This window comes from Novosphingobium sp. JCM 18896 (assembly GCF_025938095.1).
Lineage (GTDB): Bacteria > Pseudomonadota > Alphaproteobacteria > Sphingomonadales > Sphingomonadaceae > Novosphingobium.
Genome location: NZ_JAPCZF010000001.1, coordinates 150,305 through 172,334, shown reverse-complemented (window position 1 = coordinate 172,334; position 22,030 = coordinate 150,305). Strand labels below are relative to the sequence as shown.

Annotated in this window: 23 protein-coding genes and 1 pseudogene; 9 read left to right on the top strand and 15 right to left on the bottom strand. The window is 67.6% G+C overall.

Features of this window, described 5'->3' with window-relative positions; genetic code table 11:
* Window positions 1-117: 117 nt before the first annotated feature.
* Window positions 118-1,707: an isocitrate lyase gene (locus OLX23_RS00780; RefSeq protein WP_264442235.1), complete on the top strand. Its 1,590-nt coding sequence runs from the start codon at window positions 118-120 to the stop codon at window positions 1,705-1,707.
* 91 nt (window positions 1,708-1,798) lie between these two features.
* On the top strand, window positions 1,799-1,960 hold the full coding sequence (locus OLX23_RS00775; RefSeq protein ID WP_264442234.1) for a hypothetical protein: 162 nt from the start codon (window positions 1,799-1,801) through the stop codon (window positions 1,958-1,960).
* A 258-nt stretch (window positions 1,961-2,218) separates the two neighbouring features.
* Here the strand turns inward: OLX23_RS00775 and OLX23_RS00770 are convergent, their stop codons facing one another.
* Window positions 2,219-3,799, bottom strand: a complete 1,581-nt coding sequence (locus OLX23_RS00770) for a DHA2 family efflux MFS transporter permease subunit (protein WP_264442233.1) — start codon at window positions 3,797-3,799, stop codon at window positions 2,219-2,221.
* A 57-nt stretch (window positions 3,800-3,856) separates the two neighbouring features.
* On the opposite strand from OLX23_RS00770, the gene OLX23_RS00765 reads away from it, so the two are divergent.
* Window positions 3,857-4,297: a MarR family winged helix-turn-helix transcriptional regulator gene (locus tag OLX23_RS00765; protein WP_264442231.1), complete on the top strand. Its 441-nt coding sequence runs from the start codon at window positions 3,857-3,859 to the stop codon at window positions 4,295-4,297.
* Entirely contained in the window at window positions 4,294-5,547 is a 1,254-nt protein-coding gene (locus OLX23_RS00760; RefSeq protein WP_264442230.1) for an MFS transporter, read from the top strand. Before OLX23_RS00765 ends, OLX23_RS00760 begins: the two co-directional genes overlap by 4 nt.
* Here the strand turns inward: OLX23_RS00760 and OLX23_RS00755 are convergent.
* Window positions 5,544-6,362 carry a TauD/TfdA dioxygenase family protein gene (locus OLX23_RS00755; RefSeq protein ID WP_264442229.1) on the bottom strand — a complete coding sequence of 273 codons (819 nt, stop codon included), beginning with the start codon at window positions 6,360-6,362 and terminating at the stop codon, window positions 5,544-5,546. The two genes, OLX23_RS00760 and OLX23_RS00755, sit on opposite strands and share 4 nt — an antisense overlap.
* Before the next feature lie 102 nt (window positions 6,363-6,464).
* Between OLX23_RS00755 and OLX23_RS00750 the strand changes: the two genes are divergently transcribed.
* Complete coding sequence (locus OLX23_RS00750) at window positions 6,465-7,103, top strand: hypothetical protein (RefSeq protein ID WP_264442227.1); 639 nt, start codon at window positions 6,465-6,467, stop codon at window positions 7,101-7,103.
* Window positions 7,104-7,106: 3 nt separating this feature from the next.
* Here the strand turns inward: OLX23_RS00750 and OLX23_RS00745 are convergent, their stop codons facing one another.
* Window positions 7,107-8,378, bottom strand: coding sequence for a cytochrome P450 (locus OLX23_RS00745; RefSeq protein WP_264442225.1), 1,272 nt, complete (start codon window positions 8,376-8,378; stop codon window positions 7,107-7,109).
* A gap of 21 nt (window positions 8,379-8,399) precedes the next feature.
* Complete coding sequence (locus tag OLX23_RS00740) at window positions 8,400-8,726, bottom strand: 2Fe-2S iron-sulfur cluster-binding protein (protein WP_264442223.1); 327 nt, start codon at window positions 8,724-8,726, stop codon at window positions 8,400-8,402.
* A gap of 115 nt (window positions 8,727-8,841) precedes the next feature.
* Between OLX23_RS00740 and OLX23_RS00735 the strand changes: the two genes are divergently transcribed.
* From OLX23_RS00735 to OLX23_RS00725, 3 genes are read left to right on the top strand one after another with little or no spacing between them, the layout of a single operon-like run.
* The gene (locus OLX23_RS00735; RefSeq protein ID WP_264442221.1) at window positions 8,842-9,495 is read left to right on the top strand and encodes a TetR/AcrR family transcriptional regulator; all 654 of its coding nucleotides are present in this window, start codon (window positions 8,842-8,844) and stop codon (window positions 9,493-9,495) included.
* Window positions 9,496-9,544: 49 nt separating this feature from the next.
* Window positions 9,545-10,312 (top strand): SDR family oxidoreductase, encoded by a 768-nt coding sequence (locus OLX23_RS00730; RefSeq protein ID WP_264442220.1) that lies wholly within the window; start codon window positions 9,545-9,547, stop codon window positions 10,310-10,312.
* A 1-nt stretch (window position 10,313) separates the two neighbouring features.
* Entirely contained in the window at window positions 10,314-11,255 is a 942-nt protein-coding gene (locus OLX23_RS00725) for an alcohol dehydrogenase catalytic domain-containing protein (protein ID WP_264442219.1), read from the top strand.
* Here the strand turns inward: OLX23_RS00725 and OLX23_RS00720 are convergent.
* From OLX23_RS00720 to OLX23_RS00685, 8 genes are all read right to left on the bottom strand, one after another.
* Window positions 11,252-12,181, bottom strand: a complete 930-nt coding sequence (locus tag OLX23_RS00720; protein WP_264442218.1) for a 1-phosphofructokinase family hexose kinase — start codon at window positions 12,179-12,181, stop codon at window positions 11,252-11,254. The genes OLX23_RS00725 and OLX23_RS00720 overlap by 4 nt on opposite strands.
* Before the next feature lie 129 nt (window positions 12,182-12,310).
* The gene (locus OLX23_RS00715; RefSeq protein ID WP_264442217.1) at window positions 12,311-13,123 is read right to left on the bottom strand and encodes a phytanoyl-CoA dioxygenase family protein; all 813 of its coding nucleotides are present in this window, start codon (window positions 13,121-13,123) and stop codon (window positions 12,311-12,313) included.
* 4 nt (window positions 13,124-13,127) lie between these two features.
* Window positions 13,128-14,375: an aromatic ring-hydroxylating oxygenase subunit alpha gene (locus tag OLX23_RS00710; RefSeq protein ID WP_264442215.1), complete on the bottom strand. Its 1,248-nt coding sequence runs from the start codon at window positions 14,373-14,375 to the stop codon at window positions 13,128-13,130.
* On the bottom strand, window positions 14,372-14,719 hold the full coding sequence (locus OLX23_RS00705; protein WP_264442214.1) for a hypothetical protein: 348 nt from the start codon (window positions 14,717-14,719) through the stop codon (window positions 14,372-14,374). Before OLX23_RS00705 ends, OLX23_RS00710 begins: the two co-directional genes overlap by 4 nt.
* Before the next feature lie 4 nt (window positions 14,720-14,723).
* Complete coding sequence (locus tag OLX23_RS00700; RefSeq protein WP_264442213.1) at window positions 14,724-15,251, bottom strand: VOC family protein; 528 nt, start codon at window positions 15,249-15,251, stop codon at window positions 14,724-14,726.
* The gene (locus OLX23_RS00695) at window positions 15,248-16,537 is read right to left on the bottom strand and encodes an amidohydrolase family protein (RefSeq protein ID WP_264442212.1); all 1,290 of its coding nucleotides are present in this window, start codon (window positions 16,535-16,537) and stop codon (window positions 15,248-15,250) included. The genes OLX23_RS00700 and OLX23_RS00695 overlap by 4 nt, the downstream gene beginning before the upstream one ends.
* Window positions 16,538-16,556: 19 nt before the next feature.
* Entirely contained in the window at window positions 16,557-17,423 is an 867-nt protein-coding gene (locus tag OLX23_RS00690; protein WP_264442211.1) for an alpha/beta fold hydrolase, read from the bottom strand.
* Window positions 17,420-18,379 carry an aldo/keto reductase gene (locus OLX23_RS00685; RefSeq protein ID WP_264442210.1) on the bottom strand — a complete coding sequence of 320 codons (960 nt, stop codon included), beginning with the start codon at window positions 18,377-18,379 and terminating at the stop codon, window positions 17,420-17,422. The genes OLX23_RS00690 and OLX23_RS00685 overlap by 4 nt, the downstream gene beginning before the upstream one ends.
* A 124-nt stretch (window positions 18,380-18,503) precedes the next feature.
* On the opposite strand from OLX23_RS00685, the gene OLX23_RS00680 reads away from it, so the two are divergent.
* Window positions 18,504-19,340, top strand: coding sequence for an SDR family NAD(P)-dependent oxidoreductase (locus tag OLX23_RS00680; RefSeq protein WP_264442208.1), 837 nt, complete (start codon window positions 18,504-18,506; stop codon window positions 19,338-19,340).
* Here OLX23_RS00680 and OLX23_RS00675 read toward each other — a convergent pair.
* The 3 genes and pseudogenes from OLX23_RS00675 to OLX23_RS00665 form a co-directional block, all read right to left on the bottom strand.
* Window positions 19,340-19,660: pseudogene (locus OLX23_RS00675) on the bottom strand (YnfA family protein); the annotation flags it as partial. The gene OLX23_RS00680 and the pseudogene OLX23_RS00675 overlap by 1 nt on opposite strands.
* A gap of 172 nt (window positions 19,661-19,832) precedes the next feature.
* Window positions 19,833-21,095: a cytochrome P450 gene (locus OLX23_RS00670; protein WP_264442207.1), complete on the bottom strand. Its 1,263-nt coding sequence runs from the start codon at window positions 21,093-21,095 to the stop codon at window positions 19,833-19,835.
* The gene (locus OLX23_RS00665) at window positions 21,095-22,030 is read right to left on the bottom strand and encodes an SDR family NAD(P)-dependent oxidoreductase (RefSeq protein WP_264442205.1); all 936 of its coding nucleotides are present in this window, start codon (window positions 22,028-22,030) and stop codon (window positions 21,095-21,097) included. The genes OLX23_RS00670 and OLX23_RS00665 overlap by 1 nt, the downstream gene beginning before the upstream one ends.

The following is a 22,030-nucleotide window of genomic DNA, read 5'->3' as shown; positions in this document are numbered from 1 at the left end:
CAACTTTACAATGATAATCTGTAAAGCTTGACAGCCGCACTCCGCGAGCCGTTCCGCCGCGCAGATCCCTGGCCTAGGCGAAATCATCGAACACGCGCTTTTGCAGGGATTTTCACCGTGACCTACTCGCAGACCATCACCGAAGCCCGCCAGACGATCGGCGACAACCAGCAGACCTGGAACGGCATCGAAGCCGAATCGGTCGCGCGCATGCGCCTGCAGAACCGCTTCCGCACGGGCCTCGACATCGCCAAGTACACCGCCAAGATCATGCGCGCCGACATGGCCGCCTATGACCTCGATCCGGCCGCCTACACGCAGTCGCTCGGCTGCTGGCACGGCTTCATCGGTCAGCAGAAGATGATCTCGATCAAGAAGCACTTCGGCACGACCGAGGGCCGCTACCTCTACCTCTCGGGCTGGATGGTCGCCGCGCTGCGCAGCGAGTTCGGCCCGCTGCCCGACCAGTCGATGCACGAGAAGACCTCGGTCCCCGCGCTGATCGAAGAGCTCTACACCTTCCTGCGCCAGGCCGACGCGCGCGAGCTGGGCATGCTGTTCCGCGAGCTCGACGCCGCCAAGGCGGCGGGCGACGCGGTCACCACGCACCGCCTGCTGCACAAGATCGACGACTATCAGACGCACATCGTGCCGATCGTCGCCGACATCGACGCGGGCTTCGGCAATGCCGAGGCGACCTACCTGCTCGCCAAGAAGTTCATCGAGGCCGGCGCCTGCTGCATCCAGATCGAGAACCAGGTCTCGGACGAGAAGCAGTGCGGCCACCAGGACGGCAAGGTCACGGTCCCGCACGAGGACTTCATCGCCAAGATCCGCGCGGTCCGTTACGCCTTCATGGAACTCGGCGTCGATGACGGCGTGATCGTCGCCCGCACCGACTCGCTCGGCGCCGGCCTGACCAAGCAGATCGCCTTCACCAAGGAAGCCGGCGACATCGGCGACCAGTACAACGCCTTCCTCGACTGCGAGGAAGTCACCACGGTCGGCCACGGCGAAGTCCTGATCAGCCGCGACGGCAAGCTGATGCGCCCCAAGCGCCTGCCTTCGAACCTGTTCCAGTTCCGCACGGGCACCGGCGAAGACCGCTGCGTCCTCGACTGCATCACCTCGCTGCAGAACGGCGCCGACCTGCTGTGGATCGAGACCGAGAAGCCGCACATCGAGCAGATCGCCGGCATGGTCGATCGCATCCGCGAAGTCGTGCCCAATGCCAAGCTGGTCTACAACAACTCGCCCAGCTTCAACTGGACGCTGAACTTCCGTCAGCAGGTGTTCGACCGCTGGTCGGCGGAAGGCCAGGACATGTCGGCCTACGACCGCGCCAAGCTGATGAGCGTCGACTACGACGGCACGCCGCTGGCCGACGAAGCCGACGAGCGCATCCGCACCTTCCAGCGCGACGCCGCGGCGCGCGCCGGCATCTTCCACCACCTGATCACGCTGCCGACCTATCACACGGCCGCGCTGAGCACCGACAACCTCGCCAAGGAATACTTCGGCGACCAGGGCATGCTCGGCTACGTCAAGGGCGTCCAGCGCCAGGAGATCCGCCAGGGCATCGCCTGCGTGAAGCACCAGAACATGTCGGGCTCGGACATCGGCGACGACCACAAGGAATACTTCTCGGGCGAAGCGGCGCTGAAGGCCGGTGGCGCCGCCAACACGATGAACCAGTTCGCGGCCTAAGGCCGCGGGGAACCAACTGGCGGCCTAAGCCGCAGGCAACCAGGCTCGCGGTATTCGTATCACCGCGAGCCCAGGAAGAAGGAGCGATACGATGAGCGAACCCACTCTGGCCCGTGCCGTCCTGTCGACCGACGATTTCAAGTTGCTGAAAGAGGCCGTACGGTTCTACCTACAGGCCAACGAGGACGCGCCGGATTCCGCGAAGTACTCGAACCTCTATCACCGTCTCGGCACCGCCACGCGCGGGCGCTAAGACGACACGCCTTTCCTGGGGAGGAAAGCTGGCCCGTCGCACTCCGGTGTGGCGGGCCAATTCGTTTGGCACAGCGGAAATGCTCCGGTGCGCTTCCGTCATCCTGACGAAAGTCAGGATCTATTCGGAACCGCGCGAGCCGGCCAAGGCTGGCCGTGTGGCACTATGGCGCGAGTGTCGCGGGTGACCGGACAACGGAGTGCATAATGGATCCTGACTTTCGTCAGGATGACGCGAGATCACCAGTAGCGATCCATCCTATTCGGCGTGGATCGGCGGCGGCGTGCCCGCGGCCTGGGCCGGCCCGCGACCCATCTTCATCATCAGGCACAGCGGCGCCACGCCGATCGCCAGGAACATCAGCACGCGGAACGAATCGACATAGGCGACCATCGTCGCCTGCCGCACGACCTCGCCGAGCACGCCGCCGATTGCGGCGGGATCGACGAAGTCGAGATCGGGCCAGCACCAGCCGACCAGCGGATTGTCAGGCCGCACGCCCTCGACCAGATAGGACTGCGCGATGCTGGTGTCGCGCACCGTCGCGGCCTGGATCATCGAAATCCCGACCGCCCCGCCGAGGTTGCGCGTCAGCGCAAAGAGCGTCGAACCCTCGTTGCGCAGTTCGATCGGCAGCGTGTTGAACACGATCAGGTTGAGCGGCAGGAACAGGAAGCCCGAACCGCAGCCCTGAAGGAAGCCGACGAAGGCCAGTTCCTCCTGGCTCGCATCGAGCGACAGCCCGGTCAGGATATGCAGGCTCCAGACCAGCATCAGCATGCCGGCGAAGATCAGCAGCCGCCCGTCGACCTTCGAGACCATGCGCCCGACGAACAGGATCGTCAGCATGTTGCCCACCGCGCGCGGCGCCGAGAGGATGCCGGTCAGGATCACCGGATAGCCGAGCAACTGCTGCATCATGTTGGTGACCATCGGGATCACGCCGTTGAGCAGAACGCCGAGCAAGGCGGTCATCACCGTGCCGAGCAGGAAGTTGCGGTCGCGGAAGATCGCCGGCTTGATGAAGGGATCGCGCGAGGTAAACATGTGGACCACCGCGACATAGGCGAAGAGCCCGGCGACGGTCGCTTCGAGCACGATCTCGGGCGAGGAGAACCAGTCGAGCATCTGACCGCGGTCGATCATCAGCTGCATCGCGGTCAACGCGACCGCGACCATCATGAAGCCCTTGCCGTCGAACTTGCGCACGCCCTCGCGCAGCCGCTCGCGGCCGAACACCACAAAAATGCCCAGGCTGAGCAGGCCGATCGGCGCGTTGATCAGGAAGATCGAGCGCCAGGACACGTATTCGGTCAGCCAGCCGCCCAAGGTCGGCCCGATCATCGGCCCGAACAGCGATCCCATGCCGAACAGCGCGATTGCCGGCCCATGGCGCTCGGGTGGGTTGATGTCGAGCAACAGCACCTGGGTCAGCGGCACTACGCTCGCCCCCGTGGCACCCTGGAGGAAGCGGAAGAACACCAAGGTCTCTAGGTTCGGCGAGAGGCCGCAGCCGATCGAGGCCAGGGTGAAGCTCGCCACCGACAGCGCGATGATCTTGTTGCGCCCGAAGCGATCGGCCAGCCAGCCCGACAGCGGCGTCGCGATGGCCGCGGCGATAAGGTAGGAGGTCAGCACCCAGGCGATCTGCTCGTGCGAGGCGGCGAGATTGCTCTGGATGCTCGGCAAGGCGATGATCGCGATCGTGCCGTCGATCGTCACCATCATCACCGCCGTGGTCGCGGCGATCGTCAGCATCGAACGCGTGAACGGATCGGGATAGGATATGGCGCCGGCGGTCATCGCCGAGGACTTCGCACGCCCGATGGGCAGCGACAAGCGATGGACCTTCGAGAGCGGTTGACATCGCCGTCACGGGCAACCACGATGATGCATATGCATCATGAAAAGATTTCCGCCTGTGCCTGCACCGCGCTGCGCAAGGCCTCGCGCGCGGTGACTCGGCTCTACGACGAGCGTCTCGCCGCGCACGGCATGACGACGACGCAGTTCTCGATCCTGCGCAACCTGGCGCGCGCCGAGGGCGAAATGCCACTGAGCCGACTCGCCGAGAAGCTGGTGATGGACCGGACCTCGCTGTACCGCACCCTGACGCCGGTCGAGCGCGTGGGCTGGATCGCGCTCGCCTCGGGCCCCCGCCGCTCGAAGCTGGCCCGCCTCACCCCCGCCGGCCGCGCCGCGATGCAGGGCGCCGAGGGCGACTGGGAGGCCGCGCAGGACGACCTGCTCGGCGAGATCCCGGCGAACGAATGGCAGGTGCTGCTCGGCACGCTCGATCGGCTGGTCGGTGCGGCCCAGGGGGAGATGACGTCATGAGGCCGGCGCTGCGCTGGCCGGCAATCGTCGCCGCCGTCACCTTCGTTGCGCTGCTGGCCGCCGCCGGGCTGCGTTCGGCGCCGAGCGTGCTGATGGTGCCGCTCGAAGTGCACTTCGGCTGGGACCGCGCGACGATCTCGGCCACAGCCGCGCTCGGCATCTTCCTCTATGGCCTGGTTGGCCCTTTCGCGGCAGCGCTGATGCAGAGCTTCGGCATCAAGCGGACGATGATCGCGGGCCTTTCGCTGATGGCGGCATCGACCTTCGCCAGCCAGTGGATGAGCGAGGCCTGGCACTACCTGCTGCTCTGGGGCGTGTTCTCGGGCGTGGGCACCGGCGCGATCACCATGGTGCTCGGCGCGGCCGTGGTGAACCGCTGGTTCGCCGCGCGCCAGGGCCTGGTCATGGGCCTGTTCAGCGCCAGCGCGGCGACCGGCGCGCTGGTGTTCCTGCCCGTGCTCGCCTGGCTGACGCGCGAGGGCGCGTGGAAGCCGGTGGTCCTCGTCGTCAGCCTCGCCTGCCTCGCGCTGATCCCGCTGGTCGCGCTGCTCGTGCCCGAGCGGCCGCAGGACGTCGGCGTCGCCCGCTTCGGCGAGGAACCGGGCGACGCCCCGCCCGCGCCGCGCCAGGCGGCCAATCCGGCGCTGGCGATCACCGTGCTGGTCCAGGCCTCGCGCAGCCCGGTGTTCTGGCTGCTGTTCGGCACCTTCTTCGTCTGCGGGCTGACCACCAACGGCCTCGTCGGCACGCATCTGATCGCCTATTGCGGCGACCACGGCATCGCCCCCGTCGCCGCCGCGGGCCTGCTCTCGACGATGGGGCTGTTCGACCTGTTCGGCACCACCGCCTCGGGCTGGCTGACCGACCGCTACGATCCGCGCCGGCTGCTTTTCGTCTACTACGGCCTGCGCGGGCTCAGCCTCGTCGCCCTGCCCTTCATCGATTTCAGCGCAACCAGCCTCGCGGTCTTCGCGGTGTTCTACGGGCTCGACTGGATCGCCACCGTGCCGCCGACCGTCGCGATCACCAACCGCACCTTCGGCGAGCGCGACGCGCCGATCGTGTTCGGCTGGGTCATGGTCGGCCACCAGATCGGCGCCGCCACGGCCGCGCTCGGCGCCGGGATCATCCGCGAGGAATGGGGCACCTACGCCCCGGCCTTCATGATCGCCGGCCTGTTCGGCGTGGCCGCGGCGCTGGCGGCGCTGATGCTGCCGGGGCGGCGCCAGGCGGAACCACTGACCGCCTAAACCGCCTCGGCCGCCCGCGCGCGTTCGAGCAGTTCGTGGAATCCCACCCTGGCCAGCGCCACGCGCTGCAGCGCGCGCTTGCCCGAGCGCGGATGCGCTTCCTCGGTGCGCGCGTGCTGGATCGCGAGATTGTCCCACATCACCAGGTCGTCGAGCTCCCACCAGTGCTGATACCGCGCTTCGGGTGCGTAGAGCACGCCGAACAGCTCCTCGATCACCGCCCGGCTGCGCGCCGCGTCCATCTCCAGGATGCGCTCGGCGTGGTTCTCGGTGACGAACAGGATCGGCCGACCGGTACGCGGATGCGCGAGCCGCACCGGGTGCTCGGCGGCGAAGCTCGGCCAGTCGGCGACCATCAGCCGCGAATTGTAGAAATGGCGCAGGGTCTTGTCGGCCAGTTCGGCCTGCAGCGCCGCGGGCAGCTTGTCCCAGGCGGCGGCGCTGCTGACGAACGTCGTCGAGCTACCGCCCTCGGGCACGGCGATCGCATGGAGGCAGATCGCGTCGATCGGATCCGCGGTATAGGTCAAGTCCGAATGGAACGGCAGCTCGAGCCGGCCCGCGGCCTCCTCGTTCTGCAGCACGGTCACGAGGCTGCCATCGGCATCGTTGGCGATCGGCGCGGGCGGGCCGAACCAGCCGGCGATCTCGACGTGCCGATCTGCCGAGACGCGCCCACCCTTGCGGAACAGCAACAGGTGATGCCGGTCGTAGGCCTCTCGCAAGACGGCGATCTCGTCGCGCGTGCCGCCGTGCTGCAGGTCGAAGCCGAGGACCTCGACGCCGAAATCGCGATGCAGTGGGCGAAACTCCATGGCCCGCTCTCCAATCTGGGGCCTCTTGCCGCGGCCCCCGTTTGCCGCGAATGGTGCAGCAAACCGGAGTCGCTTGCCAGTCTTATGTTGCGTCCACTATCTTTGTTTGGCGCGCTCGCGCTGACGATCCAGCTTGCCTCTGCTGCCTACGCCGCGCCCGCCCGCTGCCTTGCGGGCCAGTACAACGGCGGCGCGACCGAGGTCGCCGCAGAGCTGATCCTCGCCTCCGACGGGCGATTTCGCTACGGCCTGTCCTATGGCGCGATCGACGAGCGCGCGCAGGGACGCTGGGAGAGCGATGGCACGCAGGTCCTGCTCGACAGCGATCCGGTCAATCCGCCGCGCTTTGCCCTCGTCGGCGAGAGTGCAGCCGGCGCGGACGAATTCCGCCTCAAGCTCGACCTGCCCGACGGGCTTTCGCCGCAGTTCTTCAACGCGCTGATCGTGCTCAGCGACGGTTCGACCCTGGGCAGCCCGCTCGGCTACCAGACCTGGGTCGTGCCGCTTAAGCCCGGGCAGACGGTGGTGTCGGTGAAGTTCCAGCTGCCCGCGCTCGATCTCGAGAGCGAGCGCTTCGCGCTGACCGCCGGCAGCGCGAGCGAAGCCCGCTTCAGCTTCGCGCCCAACGACCTCGGCCAGATCGCCTTCGCGCACGAGCCGCTGACGGTCGACGGACGCGAACTGCTGCTGATCCGCCACGATCGGGAGGTGCGTTTCCGTCCCGAACGTGGCGGCTGCTGAGCCTTACCAGACCAGCGGCAGCGGCTCGGGGCCGACCACCGCGCTCGGCGGATACTTGATCTCGGCGCCGGGCTTCACCGAGAACTCGGGGATGCGCTTGAGCCATTCCTGCAGGCCGATCTTGATCTCGAGCCGCGCCAGGTGCGCGCCCATGCACGAGTGCACGCCGCCGGCGAAGGCCAGGATCGGCTTGCGCGGGCGATGGAAGTCGATCTTGCGCGGTTCGGGGAAGACCTCGGGATCGTAGTTGCAGGCGGGCAGGATCGAAGTCAGGCGATCGCCGGCCTTCATCTGCACGCCGCGCAGCTCGAGATCCTGCTTGAGGATGCGGCCCGAGAAGGTCACCGAGAACACGCGCAGCAGCTCTTCGACCTGGGCGTTGATGTTGTCGGGATCGGCCATCATCTCGTGCCGGCGATCGGGATTGCGCGCGAGCCAGTACCAGATGTTGTTGAGCGTCGCGTAGACCGTGTCGATCCCGGCGATGAAGACGAAGAAGACGAAGCCGAAGATCTCCTTGTCGGACAGCGGCTCGCCGTTCGGCGCGGCGTGGACGATGCGGCTGATCATGCCCTCGTCGGGGTTCTTGCGCTTGTCCTCGATCGCGCTCTTCAGATAGTCGCCGATGATCTTCATCGTCGGGATCATCTGCGCGGGATCGAAGTTCTTGAGCAGCTGCACCACCCAGGTGACGAACTGGTCGCGCATGTCCTGCGGCAGGCCCATGAGGTCGAGGAATACGCAGACCGGCAGCGGCCGCGCGAAGTCCTCGGTGAACTCGCACTCGCCCTTGGCAATCACCGCGTCGATCAGGTCGTTCGACAACTTGCGGATGCGCTCTTCCCACTTGAGCACGGCTTGGGGATTGACCAGCGGATCGACGATCGCGCGATACTTGCGGTGCATCGGCGGATCGATCTCGATCGGCAGGAAGTAGAAGTAGTCGCTGGGATCGCGCGGGAACGGCGTCGAGCTGGCCGAGGAGAAATACTCGCCATGGCGCAGCGCGAAGAAGGCGTCCTCGTGCTTGGTGAGGTTCCAGGCGTTGCCCATGCGGCCGACGTCATAATAGATCGGCGGCAGCTTCTCGTGCATGCCCGAGAAATAGGCATAGGGATCGGCGAGGAATTCCGGGTTGAACAGCATGTTCGTCGAGCGGATCAGCGCTTCGGGAACGTGATCGGGCACCTGGTCCGGGCCGGCCAGGCGCGGCAGCGGGAACGGCACCGGATTGCGCGGATCGTTCTCGGGAATGACGATGGGGGCGGTGGCCATGGTTTTCTCTCCCAGTTCCGCTCAGTACTGACGCTCGGGCAGTTCGACCACGAGACCGTCGAGCTCGGCGGTGACTTCGATCTGGCAGCTCAGGCGGCTGGTCGGACGCACCTCGGCCGCAGCGGATTCGAGCATGTCGCGCTCGTCGTCCGAGGTCGGCGTGCCCGCCACGTCGGCCCAGTCGGCCGCGACGTAGCAATGGCAGGTCGCACAGGCCAGGCCACCGCTGCATTCGCCGACGATGCCCTCGACGCCGTTGTTGACCGCACCGCGCATCACGTTGTCGCCGACCTCCACCTCGACCTCATGGCGGGTTCCATCATGATCGACGTAGGTGACTAGCGGCATTGCGAAATACTCCAGAAACAGTTGAGAACAGTGTTCTCGTTTTGTAGAACCTATACCCGATTTTGTCAATGTCCGCGGCTGGACCTGCGGCCCCGGACACGGTAACCGAAGTGCCATGTCGCCACACGCCGACCTGGCAGTCTCCGCCGATACGCCCGACAATGACGCCGAGTGCGTCCGCAGGGCAAGCATCATCGCCGCCGCCAACGAACTGCTCGAGGAAGAAGGCCTCGACGGGCTGACCATCCGCGCGATGCTCAAGCGCACCGGCCTCGCCCGCCGCGCGTTCTACGAGCGGTTCGAGGGCAAGGACGATCTCGTCGTCGCGGTCTTCGCCGAGACCTTGCGCGAATCCGCCGAACACCTCGAACGCGAGACGGCGCATCTCGCCGAGCCGCTCGACCAGCTCCGCGTGGTCGTCGATCTGCTCGTGCTCGGCTCGCAGCCCCATCAGGGCCGGATCGGCATGCGCCGCATCTCGGCCATGGTGCGCGAGCACATGCGGCTCGCGCAGAGCCGCCCGGCCGAGCTCGAAGCCGCGCTGCAGCCGCTGATCACGATGATTGCCGAAAGGATCAGCGCGGGCATCCGCATCGGTCAGGTGCGCGAGTGCGATCCCATCTTGCAAGCCACGCTGATCTACAATCTGATCGCGAGCACCGTCCACATCGAGACGCTGATGGAAGAAAGCGGAGAGCAGGCCAGCTATCGCCGGCCGCGGCTCGCCGACGAAATCTGGGAATTCTGCCGCCGCGCGATCGTCGCCTGAGGTCCTCCTCGGCCGGTCCCGCGGGACGGCCAGGGAGAGGAACGAGCGAATGCAGAAGGATCTGGCAGGCAAGACGGCGCTGGTCACCGGCGGCGGACGCGGCATCGGCCGCGCCATGGCCGAGCGGCTGGCGGCGGCGGGCGCGCTGGTCGCGGTCAACTATGCGGGCAACCACCAGGCCGCGGCCGACACGGTCGCCGCGATCGAGGCCGCCGGCGGCCAGGCCTTCACCGTCCAGGCCAGGATCGGCGAGCCCGGCGAGAACGAGAAGCTGATCGCCGCGCTCGACAAGGAATTCACCGCCCGCACCGGCTCGAAAGAGATCGACATCCTGATCAACAACATCGGCGGCGGCGACTATGCGACGATCCTCGACAGCACTGAGGCGCTCTACGACCAGACCTTCAACAACAACGTGCGCGGCCCCTTCCTGCTGACCCGCGCGCTCTACCACCATCTGCGCGACCACGGCCGCGTGGTGAACATCTCGTCGACCGGATCGCGGCTGACCGATCCCGGCATCATCGTCTATTCGATGGCCAAGGCGGCGGTCGAGGCCTTCACCCGCGTGCTGGCGCAGGACCTCGGCCATCGCGGCATCACGGTCAACGCGGTCTCGCCGGGCTTCACTGCGGGCGAGACCAACCTCCACGTCACCGAGGATCCCGAACTGGCCAAGGGCGTGATCGACTTCACCGCGCTCAAGCGCTTCGGCCAGCCCAAAGAGATCGCCGACATCGTCTATGCCCTCGCCTCGCCGCTCGGCCGCTGGATCACCGCGCAGACGATCGACGCCTCGGGCGGCTTCAAGCTCTAGGATGGAAGCCTGGCTGTTCACCGGCGCGCATCGGCCGCTCGAACGGATCGAGCGCGAGACGCCGCGCCCCAGTCCGGGCGAGGTGCTGTTGCGCGTGCGCGCATCGGGGCTCTGCCACAGCGACGTCGGCCGGATGGACGGCACGCTGACCCCGTTCATGCCGGTGCCGCCGCCGCTGATCCTCGGCCACGAGGTCGCGGGCGAGATCGCCGCGTTGGGTGGCGGCGTCGGCGGCCTTGCCGTGGGCCAACGCGTCGTCGCCTCGGGCAGCCTTGAGTTCTGCCCCGGGCGCCACGCCGACGGTGGCTATGCCACGCATTGCCTGGTGCCGCCCGCCTGCCTGATCCCCCTGCCCGACACGGTCAGCTTCGCGCAGGGCGCGGCCGCGACCGACGCCGGCCAGACCTCGCATACCGCGCTCTACAAGGCCGGTGCGCTGCAGCCGGGGATGAAGGTCGGCGTGATCGGTCTCGGCGGCCTGGGCATGACCGGCGCAAGGCTCGCCGTGCTCGGCGGCACGCAGGTCTGGGCCGCCGAACCGCGGCGCGAGGCCTGGCCCGCGGCGCGCGAGCAGGGCGTGATCGAGGTGTTTCCCGACGTGCTCGACATGGTCGGGCTCGGGCTCGACCTGATCGTCGACTTCGCCGGTTTCGGCGAGACCACGGCCGGCGCGATCCGCACGGTGAGCGTCGGTGGGCGCGTGGTCCAGGTCGGGCTCGGCCGGACATCGGCGACGATCTCGACGATGGAACTCGTCGGCAAGTCGGTCACGCTCGTGGGCTCGGGCGGCGGCCAGCCCGAGAACACCGCCGCGGTCATCGCCCATATGGCGCGCGGCGAGCTGACGATCGAGGCCTCGACCATCGGCTTCGACGAGATCCCGGCCGGGCTGGCACGGCTGGAGGCGGGCGGCGTGGTCGGGCGGATCGTCGCGGAGTTCTAGGCCCGCGCGACCTGCGCGAACAGCCGCTCGATGTCGTCGGGATGCGCGAGGCCGGTACCCGGATTGAGCACCGAGGCAGCGCCGCCGGCCATGCCGTAGCGAAAGGCCTCGACCGGATCGCGCCCCTCGGACAGCGCGAAGAGCATTGTCGCGAGGAAGCTGTCGCCCGCACCGACGGCGCTGCGCGCCTCGATCTCCAGCGCCGGCACGAAGGTCGTGCCCGAGGCCTGCGCCAGCACCGCGCCCTTGTGGCCGAGCGTCACCGCGACGAGTTCGGCCTGCCCCGCCGCGACGATCGCCATGGCCGCCGCGGCGATGTCCTCGGGCGTTTCCAGCGCCTCGCCGGTGAACTGGCGCAATTCGCCAGCGCTCGGCTTGACCAGATAGACGCCGCCCGCGGTCAGGGTTTCCTTCAGCGCGTGGCCCGAAGTGTCGAGCACCAGCGGAATGCCGCGCTCGCGCAGGAGCGCGCCGGCGCGGACGTAGAAATCGTCGGCGATGCCCGGCGGCAGCGAGCCGCTGGCGACGAAGTAGTCGCAGTCGACTTCGCGCAGCAGGTCGAGGCAAGCCGCACACTCTTCCTCCGAGATCGTCGGCCCGGCGGGGACGAAGCGGAATTCCTTGCCCGTTTCGGCCTCGTGCACCGCGCTGGCGACGCGCGTCGGCTCGGCGATCGTGACGTGGCGGCGCGGCAGGCCCATGTCGTCGAGCAGCCCATCGAAGGCCGCGCCGGTGCCGCCACCCGAGAGGTAGAGGCATTCGACCTTGCCGCCGAGCCGGCAGAACACGCGCGCGACGTTGATCCCGCCACCGCCGGGCTCGTAGCGCTCGTTGCGCGTGCGGATCTTGTGCGTCGGGATGACCCGATCGACGTCGTAGGAGGCATCGATCGTCGGGTTGAGCGTCAGGGTGGCGATGGATTTCATGGGGGTGAGCCTACAAGCCCCGTCATCCCCGCGAAAGCGGGGACCTCTCTCGGCCTTGTCCTAGGGTGCGGAGAAACACAGGCCAAAGGTCCCCGCTTTCGCGGGGATGACGAAACTTTCGCCGCCCCCTCACCCGATGATCGGAAACGCCTCGTCGGGGAACTTGCCGTAAGGCTCCATGCCATGCGCCTTGGGATCGAAGGCCTCGGGCGGCGCGCCGTTCCATCGTGCGTCGGCAGGTTGCGGCAGGACGAGGTAGGCCCAGCGCGGCCGGTCGAGGTGGTTGGCGCCGGCCCCATGCACGGTCAGGTGCGTGTGCACGGTGATGTCGCCCAGCTCGTAGTCGATCTGCGGGCTCTCCTCGCAGTCCTTGAGCTCGGGCCAGACCTCGCGAATGTCCTTGCCGTCGTAACTGGTATAGTTCCCCAGCACCCCCAGCTTGTGCGAGCCGTTGAGGAACGACATCGTCCCCGCCTCGGGCCCATAGGCTTCGAGCGGGATCCAGAAGGTCATGCCACCCGAACGATCGACCGCGAAGGTGATGTAGTCCTGGTGGAACGAGGTCGGGCCATTGCCCTGGTTGCGCGTCTTCTTGGCCGCGGGCAGCTTGGGCGCGAAGAAGTCGTTGAACAGGCGCACGCCATAGTCCGACTTGCGGTTCATCAGCGCCTTGGCCGCCTGGCCGATCCCGTCGAACACCGGCTTCACCCGCTCGTCGTTGTAGCCCGAGGCGGCGAAGGCGTTAAAATAGGGCTGGTCGATGCCATAGGGCGGGTTGCTGTCGCCGTCCTCGCCCATCAGTTCCTTGGCCTTGGTCAGCATCGTCGCGATCATCTCGGGCGAGATGAAGCGCTTGAGCTGGACCCAGCCGTGCGTCTCGTAATGCGCCACTTCCTCGGGCGTCACCGCGCGGCAGGGGGCGGTCTGTGCGATCGTCGCCATCGTCTTATCCTTGTGCTGAGGCTTGCTCGCGGTCCCATTCCGCGAGGATCGTGGTCACGACATGATGCTGGTGCCGCAGCGCCAGTTCGTGGTCGTGATAGTGGAACTGCTTGATCTGGCCGGTGTCGAGCGCGCGCTGGATGCGTTCGAGCGTGGAGAAGTCCTCCATCACCACGTCGCGGAACTCGACCATGGTGTTCTCCTGGCCGAAGCGCTCGGCCGCGGTCTTCGCCGGTCGGACGAAGACGCGCTGCTGGTAGAGCGACTTGTTCGGGCCCAGCGGCCAGACCTGGTGCGCGGTGTACATGCCCGCCGACAGGGTGAAGCCGATCGTCGGGAAGAACTGGATCAGGTCGACCGTCCACCACGGCGAGCGCGTGGGATTGATCCCCTTGGGCAGTTCGTAGCCCTTGTCGTCCACCGCCACGTTCTGCGCCGCGGCGGCGTGGAAATAGGCGAGCTTCTGCACGGGCTTGGGCTCGCCCATCACGCTGTAGTGCGAATTGGTGCGGTGGTGACCCTTGATCTCGGTGCCGAGCAGCCGGCCCATGATGTTGCCCGAGGCCATCATCGTCGGCGCCGCCGAATTCGGGTGCAGCACGGGGATGTGATAGACCTCGGCCGGGCTGTCATTGACCAGCTTCCAGTTGCAGTCGACCTCGACCTCGAACTGGTAGGACTGCGTGCAGGCGCCCCAGGGATAGCCGGCGGTGTCGCGGCCCTGTTCGCCGAGGAAATCCTCGAGGCTCTGGTACGGCTCGTCGCTCGGGCAGACCCAGATGAAGCCCTGCCAGACCCCGACGGGCATGCGCTTCAGGCCGTTGCAGCTCTTGTCGACGCCGAAGAAGCCTTCCTCGTCTCGGATACGCGCGAGGCCGCCCTTGAGATCGAAGGCCCAGCCGTGGAAGCGGCACATGAAGAGGCCCTGGCTGTGCCCCTCCTTGCGATGCTCGACGACGTTGCCGCGGTGGGTGCAGACGTTGTGGAACGCGTTCACATGGCCGTCGCGATCGCGGCAGACCAGGATCTCCTGGCGGAAGGTCGGCAAGGTATAGGTGAAGAAGTCGCCCGCCCGCGCGATCTGTTCGGTCCGGCCGACCATGAACCAGGATCGCTTGAAGATGGCTTCCATCTCCTTCGCGTAGGCCGCAGGTTCGTGATAGATCGCGGTGTCGACCGGGCCGGTGTCGATCTCGGGATAGCGCGCGGTCAGGCCGATGCCGGGGACCGGCGGGGTGGCGAGCTCGTTCATGCCTGGGCTCCCGTATCGGAGATCAGCCGGGTGTAGCAGATGCGTCCGACGGGAAAGCCGTCGTAGACCGCGGGATCGTCGTACCATTCGACCGCGGGCGCGACCTCGGCCAGCATCAGCATCAGCCGCAGGAGCGTCTCGACCTCGGCCGGCAGGTCGCCGAGCTGGTGGCCGCGCAGGCAGGCGAGCACGGCCTCGCCGCGCGGCAGCATGGCCTGGTAGAAGGCCTTGATGTCGGCGATCGTCGAGCCCTGGCGCTTGGCCATGCGCGCGGGCGCGTCGGCATGGACCCAGTCGGGCACGAAGCGCTCGAGATCGGCGAAGTCGGGCGGCAGCGTGGTCATGACCTTAGCCCATCGTCCGGATCGGATCGCTGCCGTCCCAGCCTTCGGCGGCGGCCTTGATCTGGCCGAAGACCATTTCGGCGACGGGGTTCGCGGTGATCAGTTCGGTCATGAAGCCCAGGGTCTTCACGGTGTCGATATAGCAGGTCTTGGCGCCCATCATCAGGCCCTCGAAGGCCATGTCGCCGCCCGCCAGCGCAGCCGCACGCTCGCCCTCGTAGTCGGTGCAGTAGAGCCCGGTGTGGTGGAAGCCCGCGCCGCCCAGCGGCACGACGTCGGTCCAGATCCCCGGCCCTTCGGTCAGCGGCTGGATCAGCTCGATCTGCATGTCGCCGTGCTGGCCGATCGCGGCGCGGCAGGGCTGCACGTCGGCCGACTGGCCGCGATAGGTGCTCTCGTCGAAGTGCAGTTCCTCGAACACGAAGAACGGCCCCGCCCCGGCGGTGCGCACCCAATGGTCGATCGCCGCTTCGAGATTGGGCACGACGAAGGCGAGCTGCATATAGGTCTTGTTGCGCTGGGCGGGGATCATTCGGCGGCTACTCCCATGAGCGTGGCGGGCGCGAGACGCGCTTGCGACACGCGGTCGATGACGAACTGGCCGTCACGGACGACGGCCTTCAGGTGTTGTTCGGGCCGCGACAGGATCGAAAGGTCGGACAGCGGATCGCCGTCGACCACGATCAGGTCGGCCAGCGCGCCGGGTTCGATCACGCCCAGCCTGTCGCGCCCGCCGGTCAGCACCTCGCCGGCATTGGCCGTGCCCCAGGCCAGCACTTCGGCCGGCGAGAGCCCGTCGATTTCGGCATAGTAGGCGAATTCGCGGCCATAGTTGCCGACCTGGTGGTCGAGCGGATCGTCGGCAATCACCTCGCGGAAGACGCCCGAATAGTCGTCGCCTATCAGGATCCTGACGCCCGCCTGCTGCGCCTTGGGCAGCATCGCGCGGACGTGGTCGTAGAGCTCCTGCATCCGCGCATCGCCCCAGCCGAGCTGGAGCAGGCACTTGGGATAGATCAGGCTCGGCACCCAGACGGTGCCCTTCTGCGCCATCAGCGCGATCAGCGCCTCGTCGATCTCGTCGCCGTGATCGATGATGTCGACGCCGAGCTCGACGCATTCCTCGATCATCGCGCGGTCGGCGCAGTGCGCGCGGACTTTGGCGCCGCGGTGGTGCGCGGCCTGGACCGCGGCCTCGATCTCGTCGCGCTCCATGTTGCGCGGCACCGGCCCCGGGAAGCCGTGACCCGCGCTGGTGAACAGCTTGATCGTCTCGGCGCCGCGGCGGATGAATTCGCGCACGGTCTTGCGCATCTCGGCGGGTCCGTCGACGAAGGTGTCGGTGCCCGGCGAGGTCATCTCGCGCCACCAGTTCTTCGAGTGGTTGAGATCGCCGGTGGTGCCGATGTGCATCGAACAGGCGCGCAGCCGCGGCCCAGGAATGATCCCCTGCTCGATCGCCATCTTGAGCTGCGCGTCGATATCGTGCCCGGCGGTGGCGCCGACATAGCCGGTGAAGCCGCTTTCCAGCAGCACGCGGCAATTGCGCACGCCGATCGCCATCAGCACGCCCGGTGGCAGCTCCTTGCCCAAGGGCTCGCCGGAGAAGCCCTGGGCCAGGGTGAACTTGTAGAAATCGGGGTGGAAATGGCAGGTGATCAGCCCCGGCATCAGGGTCATGCCGCCGAGGTCGATCGCCTCGCCTTCGGCCGCCCCCTGCGAGACCGAGGCGATACGGTTGCCTTCGAGCACCACCGTGTGCAGCCCCGGCAGGGCCTGGCGGCCGTCGAACACTCGTGCGTTGGTGAATACGGTCATGGCAGCCTCTCCCTCCGCCTCAGACCCGCGCCGCGCTTGGCGGCTTGGCCAGTATCGCGAGCAGCGCCGCGTCGAAGGCCTCGGGCCTCTCGTACATCGCCCAGTGCCCCGCCCCCTCGATCACGCGGAAGTCCGCATCGGGATGGGTCCGGCGGATCACCGCTTCCTGCAGATGCGGCGCCGGATGCGGCCGGTCGAACTCGCCCCAGATCGCGTCGACCGGCACGCGCACCTCGGGCAGGATCCGCGCGAGCTTGTCGGGCAGGACCAGATCGGCCGCCTGGTCGAAGCGGGCCTTGCGCGCGTTGACCAGCAGCAGGTGCTGCGCGAGCTCGTCGGCGCTGTCGGGGTGATGCAGCATCAGCCCGAGCAGGTTGGCCTTGATCGCCGCCTGCCGCGCTTCGCCCTCGAGCCCCGAGACGCGGCCGAGCAGCACCTCGCCGAGCGGCGTGTCGAGTCCGCCCGTACCGATCAGCACCAGCCGCCGCACCTTCTCGGGATGCCAGGCGGCGAAATGGGCGAAGGTACAGCCGCCGAACGAGAAGCCCGCGAGGTCGGCAGGCCGATCGCCGAGGATCTGCTGCAGCCCCGCGGCGATCGCCTTGGCATTGCCACGGTGGTCGCGGGTCTCGGGCATGGCGGAATCGCCGTGGCCGGGGAGGTCAGCGGCGATCAGCATGCGCCCCGCCGACAAGGCATCGACGTTGCGGATCCAGTGCGACCACGCGCCCTGGGCGCCGTGGCTGACGACCAACGGCTCCCCTTCCCCCCAGATCCGCCAGACCATCGTGCCGTCACCGCAAGGCGTTTCCACCCGCCGCGCGCGCGCCTCGATCTCGGCGACGAGCATGGCCGGATCGCGATCGAGGGCCGTCACCGCGCTCACCAGTACCGGCCCCCGGCGATCTCCGCCTGCGGGAAGGCCGCGTCGATCGCCGCGAGGTCCTCGGCCGACAGCACGATGTCGGCGGCGGCGATGTTCTCTTCGAGCCGTTCGAGCTTGCGCGTGCCGGGGATCGGCACGAAGTCCTCGCCCTGGTGCAGCACCCAGGCGATCGCCAGCTGGCCCGAGCTGTGCCCGGTCTTCGCCGCCAGCGCCTGCAGCGCCTCGACCAGCGCATAGTTCTTCGCGCCGTTCTCGCCGCCGAAACGCGCCATCTTCGAGCGCCAGTCGTTCTCGGGCAGCGTGTCCGGCTTGACCCCGCCCGTCAGGAAGCCGCGGCCGAGCGGGCTGAACGGCACGAAACCGATACCCAGTTCCTTGAGCGTCGGCAGGATCTCGTCCTCGACATTGCGCGACCACAGCGAATATTCGCTCTGCAGCGCGGTCAGCGGGGTGACGGCATGCGCCCGCCGGATCGAAGCGGCGTCAGCCTCGGACATGCCGAAGCCGCGGACCTTGCCCTCGCGGATCAGGTCGCCGACCGTGCCCGCGACGTCCTCGATCGGCACGGCGGGATCGAGCCGGTGCTGGTAGAGTAGGTCGATGTAGTCGGTGCGCAGCCGCTGCAGCGAGGCGTCGACGACCTCGCGGATATGTTCCGGACGACTGTCGAATTCCTGGGTCTGCGGGCTGTGACCGTCGATCTTGAAGCCGAACTTGGTGGCGATCACCACCTTGTCGCGGATGCCGGCGAGCCCCGCGCCCAGTTGCTTCTCGTTGACGAAGGGACCGTAGAGTTCGGCCGTGTCGAAGAAGGTGACGCCGCGATCGTAAGCGGCACGCAGCAGATCGCCCGCCGCTGCTTCGGACAGGGCCTCGCCATAGGCACCGCTCAGGCTCATGCAGCCCAGGCCTATGGCCGAAACCTCCAATGTCCCTCCGAGAAGTCGCTTTTGCATTCTTGTCTCCGCGATTGAGTCGATAGCACCGCTTGATGTAGCAGGCGCGGGCGCGGCGGCGGAACTTTAGAACGGCGTGGGGAACTCTCCCAAAGTTGGGACGAGGCGGAGGAGAGAGACGACAATGGCGAACGAACTGGCCGGAAAAGTGGCGATCGTGACCGGTGGATCGCGCGGCCTGGGCCGCGGCATGGTCGAGCTGTTCCTCGAGGAAGGTGCCCGCGTGGTCATCGCCGACATCCTCGAGGAGGAAGGTCAGGCCCTGGCGAAGGACCTCGGCAGCGACGTGCGTTTCAAACAGACCGACGTGTCGAAGCGCGAAGCCGTCCAGGCGCTGGTCGACTACGCGGTCGGCGAATTCGGCGGGCTCCATGCGATCGTCAACAATGCCGGGCTTTCGGACAATGCCTTCGGCTCGCTGCTCGACGCCGATTTCGACACCTTCGAGCGGGTCATGGCGGTCAATGTCAAGGGCGTGATGCTCGGCACCCAGATCGCCGCGCGGCACATGGCCAGGAACGGCGGCGGTTCGGTGATCAACGTCTCGTCGATCAGCGGCATCCAGGCCGGCTTCGGCTTCTTCAACTACCGCGCGTCGAAGGCGGCGGTGGTCAACTTCACCCAGTGCGCGGCGATCGAGCTCGGCGTGAACCTGGTCCGCGTCAACTGCATCTGCCCGGGCAACATCCCGACGCCGATGGGCACTTTCGCCGCGGCCGACGAGGACGGGCTGCAGAAGCGCATCCAGGAAGCGGTCAACGACGTGCGCATGGGCTGGCAGCCGCTCAAGCGCCAGGGGAGCCCGCGCGACATCGCCGAGGCCGCGCTGTTCCTGTCGAGCGACCGCTCGCGCCAGGTCTCGGGCCAGATCCTCTCGGTCGACGGCGCGGCGACGGCGGGCATGGCCAAGAGCCTGATCGGCGAGATCATGGAAGCCAGGGCGGCGGTGGAGAACGGCTGAGCCGTCCGCGGCCCGAACAGGATGATCGCCGCGCCGGCCAGACACACGCCGGCGCCGATCAGGTCCCAGCGATCGGGCCGCGCGCCCTCGACCAGCCACAACCAGAGCAGCGCCGAAGCGATGTAGACCCCGCCATAGGCCGCATAGGCGCGGCCCGCGTTGTCGGTGTCGACCAGGGTCAGCAGCCAGGCGAACAGCGCCAGCGACAGCATGCCCGGGATCAGCCACCAGACCGACTTGCCGAGCTTGAGCCAGGCCCAGAAGGCGAAGCAGCCGGCGATCTCGGCAAGCGCGGCGGCGATGTAGGCGAAGGCGGTCATGGGTTGCGTGATGCCACCCTCATCCAACTCCGGCTAGTTCGCTGCGCTCACAAGCCTACGTATCCTTCTCCCGCCAGCGGGATAAGGTAAGCGCGCCCTTCTCCCGCTGGCGGGAGAAGGATAGCGCAGCTTGCACCCGCAGGGTGTTAGCGGAGCTTGGATGAGGGTGGCATCAGCGCCGCGCAAAGGTCAGCGGCAGTCGCTCGATCGTATGCGTCGCCAGGGTCGGCAGATAGGTTATCTCGGCCGGGTCGATCGCCAGCTTGATGTCCTTGAGCCGCCGAATGATCTCCTGCGCGGCGACCTTGATCTCCATCCGCGCCAGCGCGATGCCGACGCAGCGGTGGATGCCGAGCCCGAAGGTCAGGTTGGCGCCCACGTTCGGTCGGTCTATGTCGAGGGCGTCGGCATCGGCGAACTTGGCGTGGTCGTGATTGGCCGCGGCATACATGATGCAGACCTGCGCCTTGGCCGGGATGGTGATGCCCGACAGCGTGACGTCGTTCATCGCCGTGCGGAACAGGCCATGCACGGGCGGCTGCAGCCGCAGCACCTCCTCGACGAAGCGCGTCATGACGCGGTCGTCGTCGACCTGGGCATGGAGCCGGTCGGCCAGCCCCGGTTCGGTCGCCAGGACCAGCAGCAGGTTGACGATCGCCGCCGCGGTGGTGTCGTTGCCGGCGATCAGAAAGCCGCGCACCGTGGCGATCTGCTCGGTCCACGAGAGCACGGGTTCGGCATCCTCGCCCTCGTCGAGCCGCGCGTGGACGAGATCGGAGATCATGTCCTCGCGGCGGTTCGCCTGGCGGTCCCTGATGTGCTTGATGATGTAGTTCTGCAGCTCGCACATGACGGCCGCGTTCTCGAACATGTCCTCGCGCGTCTGCATGCGGCCGATCTGGTCGAGCACGGCCTTGGTCCAGATCGCGATCCGCTCGGCGGTGACCTCCTGCGGATCGAAGCCGAGCTGCTCGCAGATGATCTGCGCGGTCACCGGGCCGCCGAAGTCCTTCATGCCGTCGCCCGCGCCACGCGCGGCCATGGCTTCGACCAGGCCGACGACGATCTGGCGGATGCGCCCTTCGAGATCCTTGACCCGGTGCGCGGTGAAGGCCTTCTCGGTCAGCTTGCGATAGCGCGTGTGCTGGGGCGGATCGATCGCCATGTCGCGGATGAAGCCGCCGCCGTCTCGCTCGAGGATCGCCGCGAACTCGTCGAGGAAGCCGTTGCCGTAGCGGTCCTGGTAGCCGTGCTCGAGCGAGAAGTTGACGTCGTCGCGCAGCACCGCCGCGGCATCGTCGTAGCGGGTCACCAGATAGAGATCGAGGCCGGGATCGTAGTAGACCGGCCGCTCCTCGCGCAGCGCGCGGTAGAACGGGAACGGATCGTTGCGGATAGCCGGATCGAGCCGGGTTTCCTGGCCCGTCAGTTCCACTACGCTTCCGCCCCGTCGTAGGCGCGCAGGCCCCAGTCCGAGGTGTCCATCGTCGCCAGGCCGACCACGACGGCGCCGTCGGTGTCCATCACGCTCGCCCAGCGTTCGCCGATCGTCTCGATCGTGTGGTCGCGCTCGTTGAAGCCCGTCGTCCGGCCGATATAGCAGCGCTGCACCTCGCCCCCGACCGAATCGATGCATTCGCCGGTGACCGGGCAATCCGCGTGCGCGAGGAAGGCCACGGCGGGCGAGGACAGGTGCGGCGGCAGGGTCTGCTTGGCGTGGGCCAGCAGCGGCGAATCGTCCTCCATCGTCGAGATGACGAGCCGCGTGTAGCCACCGGGGCTGACCGCATTGACCTTGATGCCCAGCTTCTCGCCCTCGGCCGCCAGCGCGCGCGTCAGCGACCACACGCCGCCCTTGCTCGCGGCATAGGCGGCCTGGTCGGCGAAGCCGGTCATCGAGCTCGAGGTGATGTTGACGATACGGCCATAGCCGGCGGCCTTCATGTGCGGCCAGGCGGCGCGGCTGCACCAGATCGTGCCCATCAGGTTGATGTCGATATGCCGCTGGAGGTCGCGCGCGGAAATCTGGTCGAACGGGGCGCCGATCGATATCCCCGCGTTGTTCACAAGGATATCCACCGAGCCGAAGGCGTCAAGCGCGGCCTGGACGATGGCCTCGGCGCCCTCGGGCGTGGCCACGGAGGCCGTGTTCGCGATCGCCTTGCCGCCGGCCGCGCGGATCTCGGCGGCGACGGCTTCGGCCGAGGCCGCGCCCGGATAGTGACGCTGCTCGGGATCGACGCCGATGTCGTTGACCACGACGTTGGCCCCGCGCGCGCCGAGCAGCAGCGCATGGGCGCGGCCCAGGCTGGGATTGCCGCCGGCGCCGGTGACGATCGCGGTACGGCCTTCGAAACGCAATTCGGTCAT

What these genes read in the sequence shown, in the direction of transcription:
- OLX23_RS00775 (WP_264442234.1), top strand. Translation starts at nt 1,799, where the DNA reads ATGAGCGAACCCACTCTGGCCCGTGCCGTCCTGTCGACCGACGATTTC.
- OLX23_RS00765 (WP_264442231.1), top strand. Translation starts at nt 3,857, where the DNA reads ATGCATCATGAAAAGATTTCCGCCTGTGCCTGCACCGCGCTGCGCAAG.
- OLX23_RS00760 (WP_264442230.1), top strand. Translation starts at nt 4,294, where the DNA reads ATGAGGCCGGCGCTGCGCTGGCCGGCAATCGTCGCCGCCGTCACCTTC.
- OLX23_RS00755 (WP_264442229.1), bottom strand. Translation starts at nt 6,362, where the DNA reads ATGGAGTTTCGCCCACTGCATCGCGATTTCGGCGTCGAGGTCCTCGGC.
- OLX23_RS00745 (WP_264442225.1), bottom strand. Translation starts at nt 8,378, where the DNA reads ATGGCCACCGCCCCCATCGTCATTCCCGAGAACGATCCGCGCAATCCG.
- OLX23_RS00740 (WP_264442223.1), bottom strand. Translation starts at nt 8,726, where the DNA reads ATGCCGCTAGTCACCTACGTCGATCATGATGGAACCCGCCATGAGGTC.
- OLX23_RS00735 (WP_264442221.1), top strand. Translation starts at nt 8,842, where the DNA reads ATGTCGCCACACGCCGACCTGGCAGTCTCCGCCGATACGCCCGACAAT.
- OLX23_RS00730 (WP_264442220.1), top strand. Translation starts at nt 9,545, where the DNA reads ATGCAGAAGGATCTGGCAGGCAAGACGGCGCTGGTCACCGGCGGCGGA.
- OLX23_RS00725 (WP_264442219.1), top strand. Translation starts at nt 10,314, where the DNA reads ATGGAAGCCTGGCTGTTCACCGGCGCGCATCGGCCGCTCGAACGGATC.
- OLX23_RS00720 (WP_264442218.1), bottom strand. Translation starts at nt 12,181, where the DNA reads ATGAAATCCATCGCCACCCTGACGCTCAACCCGACGATCGATGCCTCC.
- OLX23_RS00715 (WP_264442217.1), bottom strand. Translation starts at nt 13,123, where the DNA reads ATGGCGACGATCGCACAGACCGCCCCCTGCCGCGCGGTGACGCCCGAG.
- OLX23_RS00710 (WP_264442215.1), bottom strand. Translation starts at nt 14,375, where the DNA reads ATGAACGAGCTCGCCACCCCGCCGGTCCCCGGCATCGGCCTGACCGCG.
- OLX23_RS00705 (WP_264442214.1), bottom strand. Translation starts at nt 14,719, where the DNA reads ATGACCACGCTGCCGCCCGACTTCGCCGATCTCGAGCGCTTCGTGCCC.
- OLX23_RS00700 (WP_264442213.1), bottom strand. Translation starts at nt 15,251, where the DNA reads ATGATCCCCGCCCAGCGCAACAAGACCTATATGCAGCTCGCCTTCGTC.
- OLX23_RS00695 (WP_264442212.1), bottom strand. Translation starts at nt 16,537, where the DNA reads ATGACCGTATTCACCAACGCACGAGTGTTCGACGGCCGCCAGGCCCTG.
- OLX23_RS00685 (WP_264442210.1), bottom strand. Translation starts at nt 18,379, where the DNA reads ATGCAAAAGCGACTTCTCGGAGGGACATTGGAGGTTTCGGCCATAGGC.
- OLX23_RS00680 (WP_264442208.1), top strand. Translation starts at nt 18,504, where the DNA reads ATGGCGAACGAACTGGCCGGAAAAGTGGCGATCGTGACCGGTGGATCG.
- OLX23_RS00665 (WP_264442205.1), bottom strand. Translation starts at nt 22,030, where the DNA reads ATGACCGAATTGCGTTTCGAAGGCCGTACCGCGATCGTCACCGGCGCC.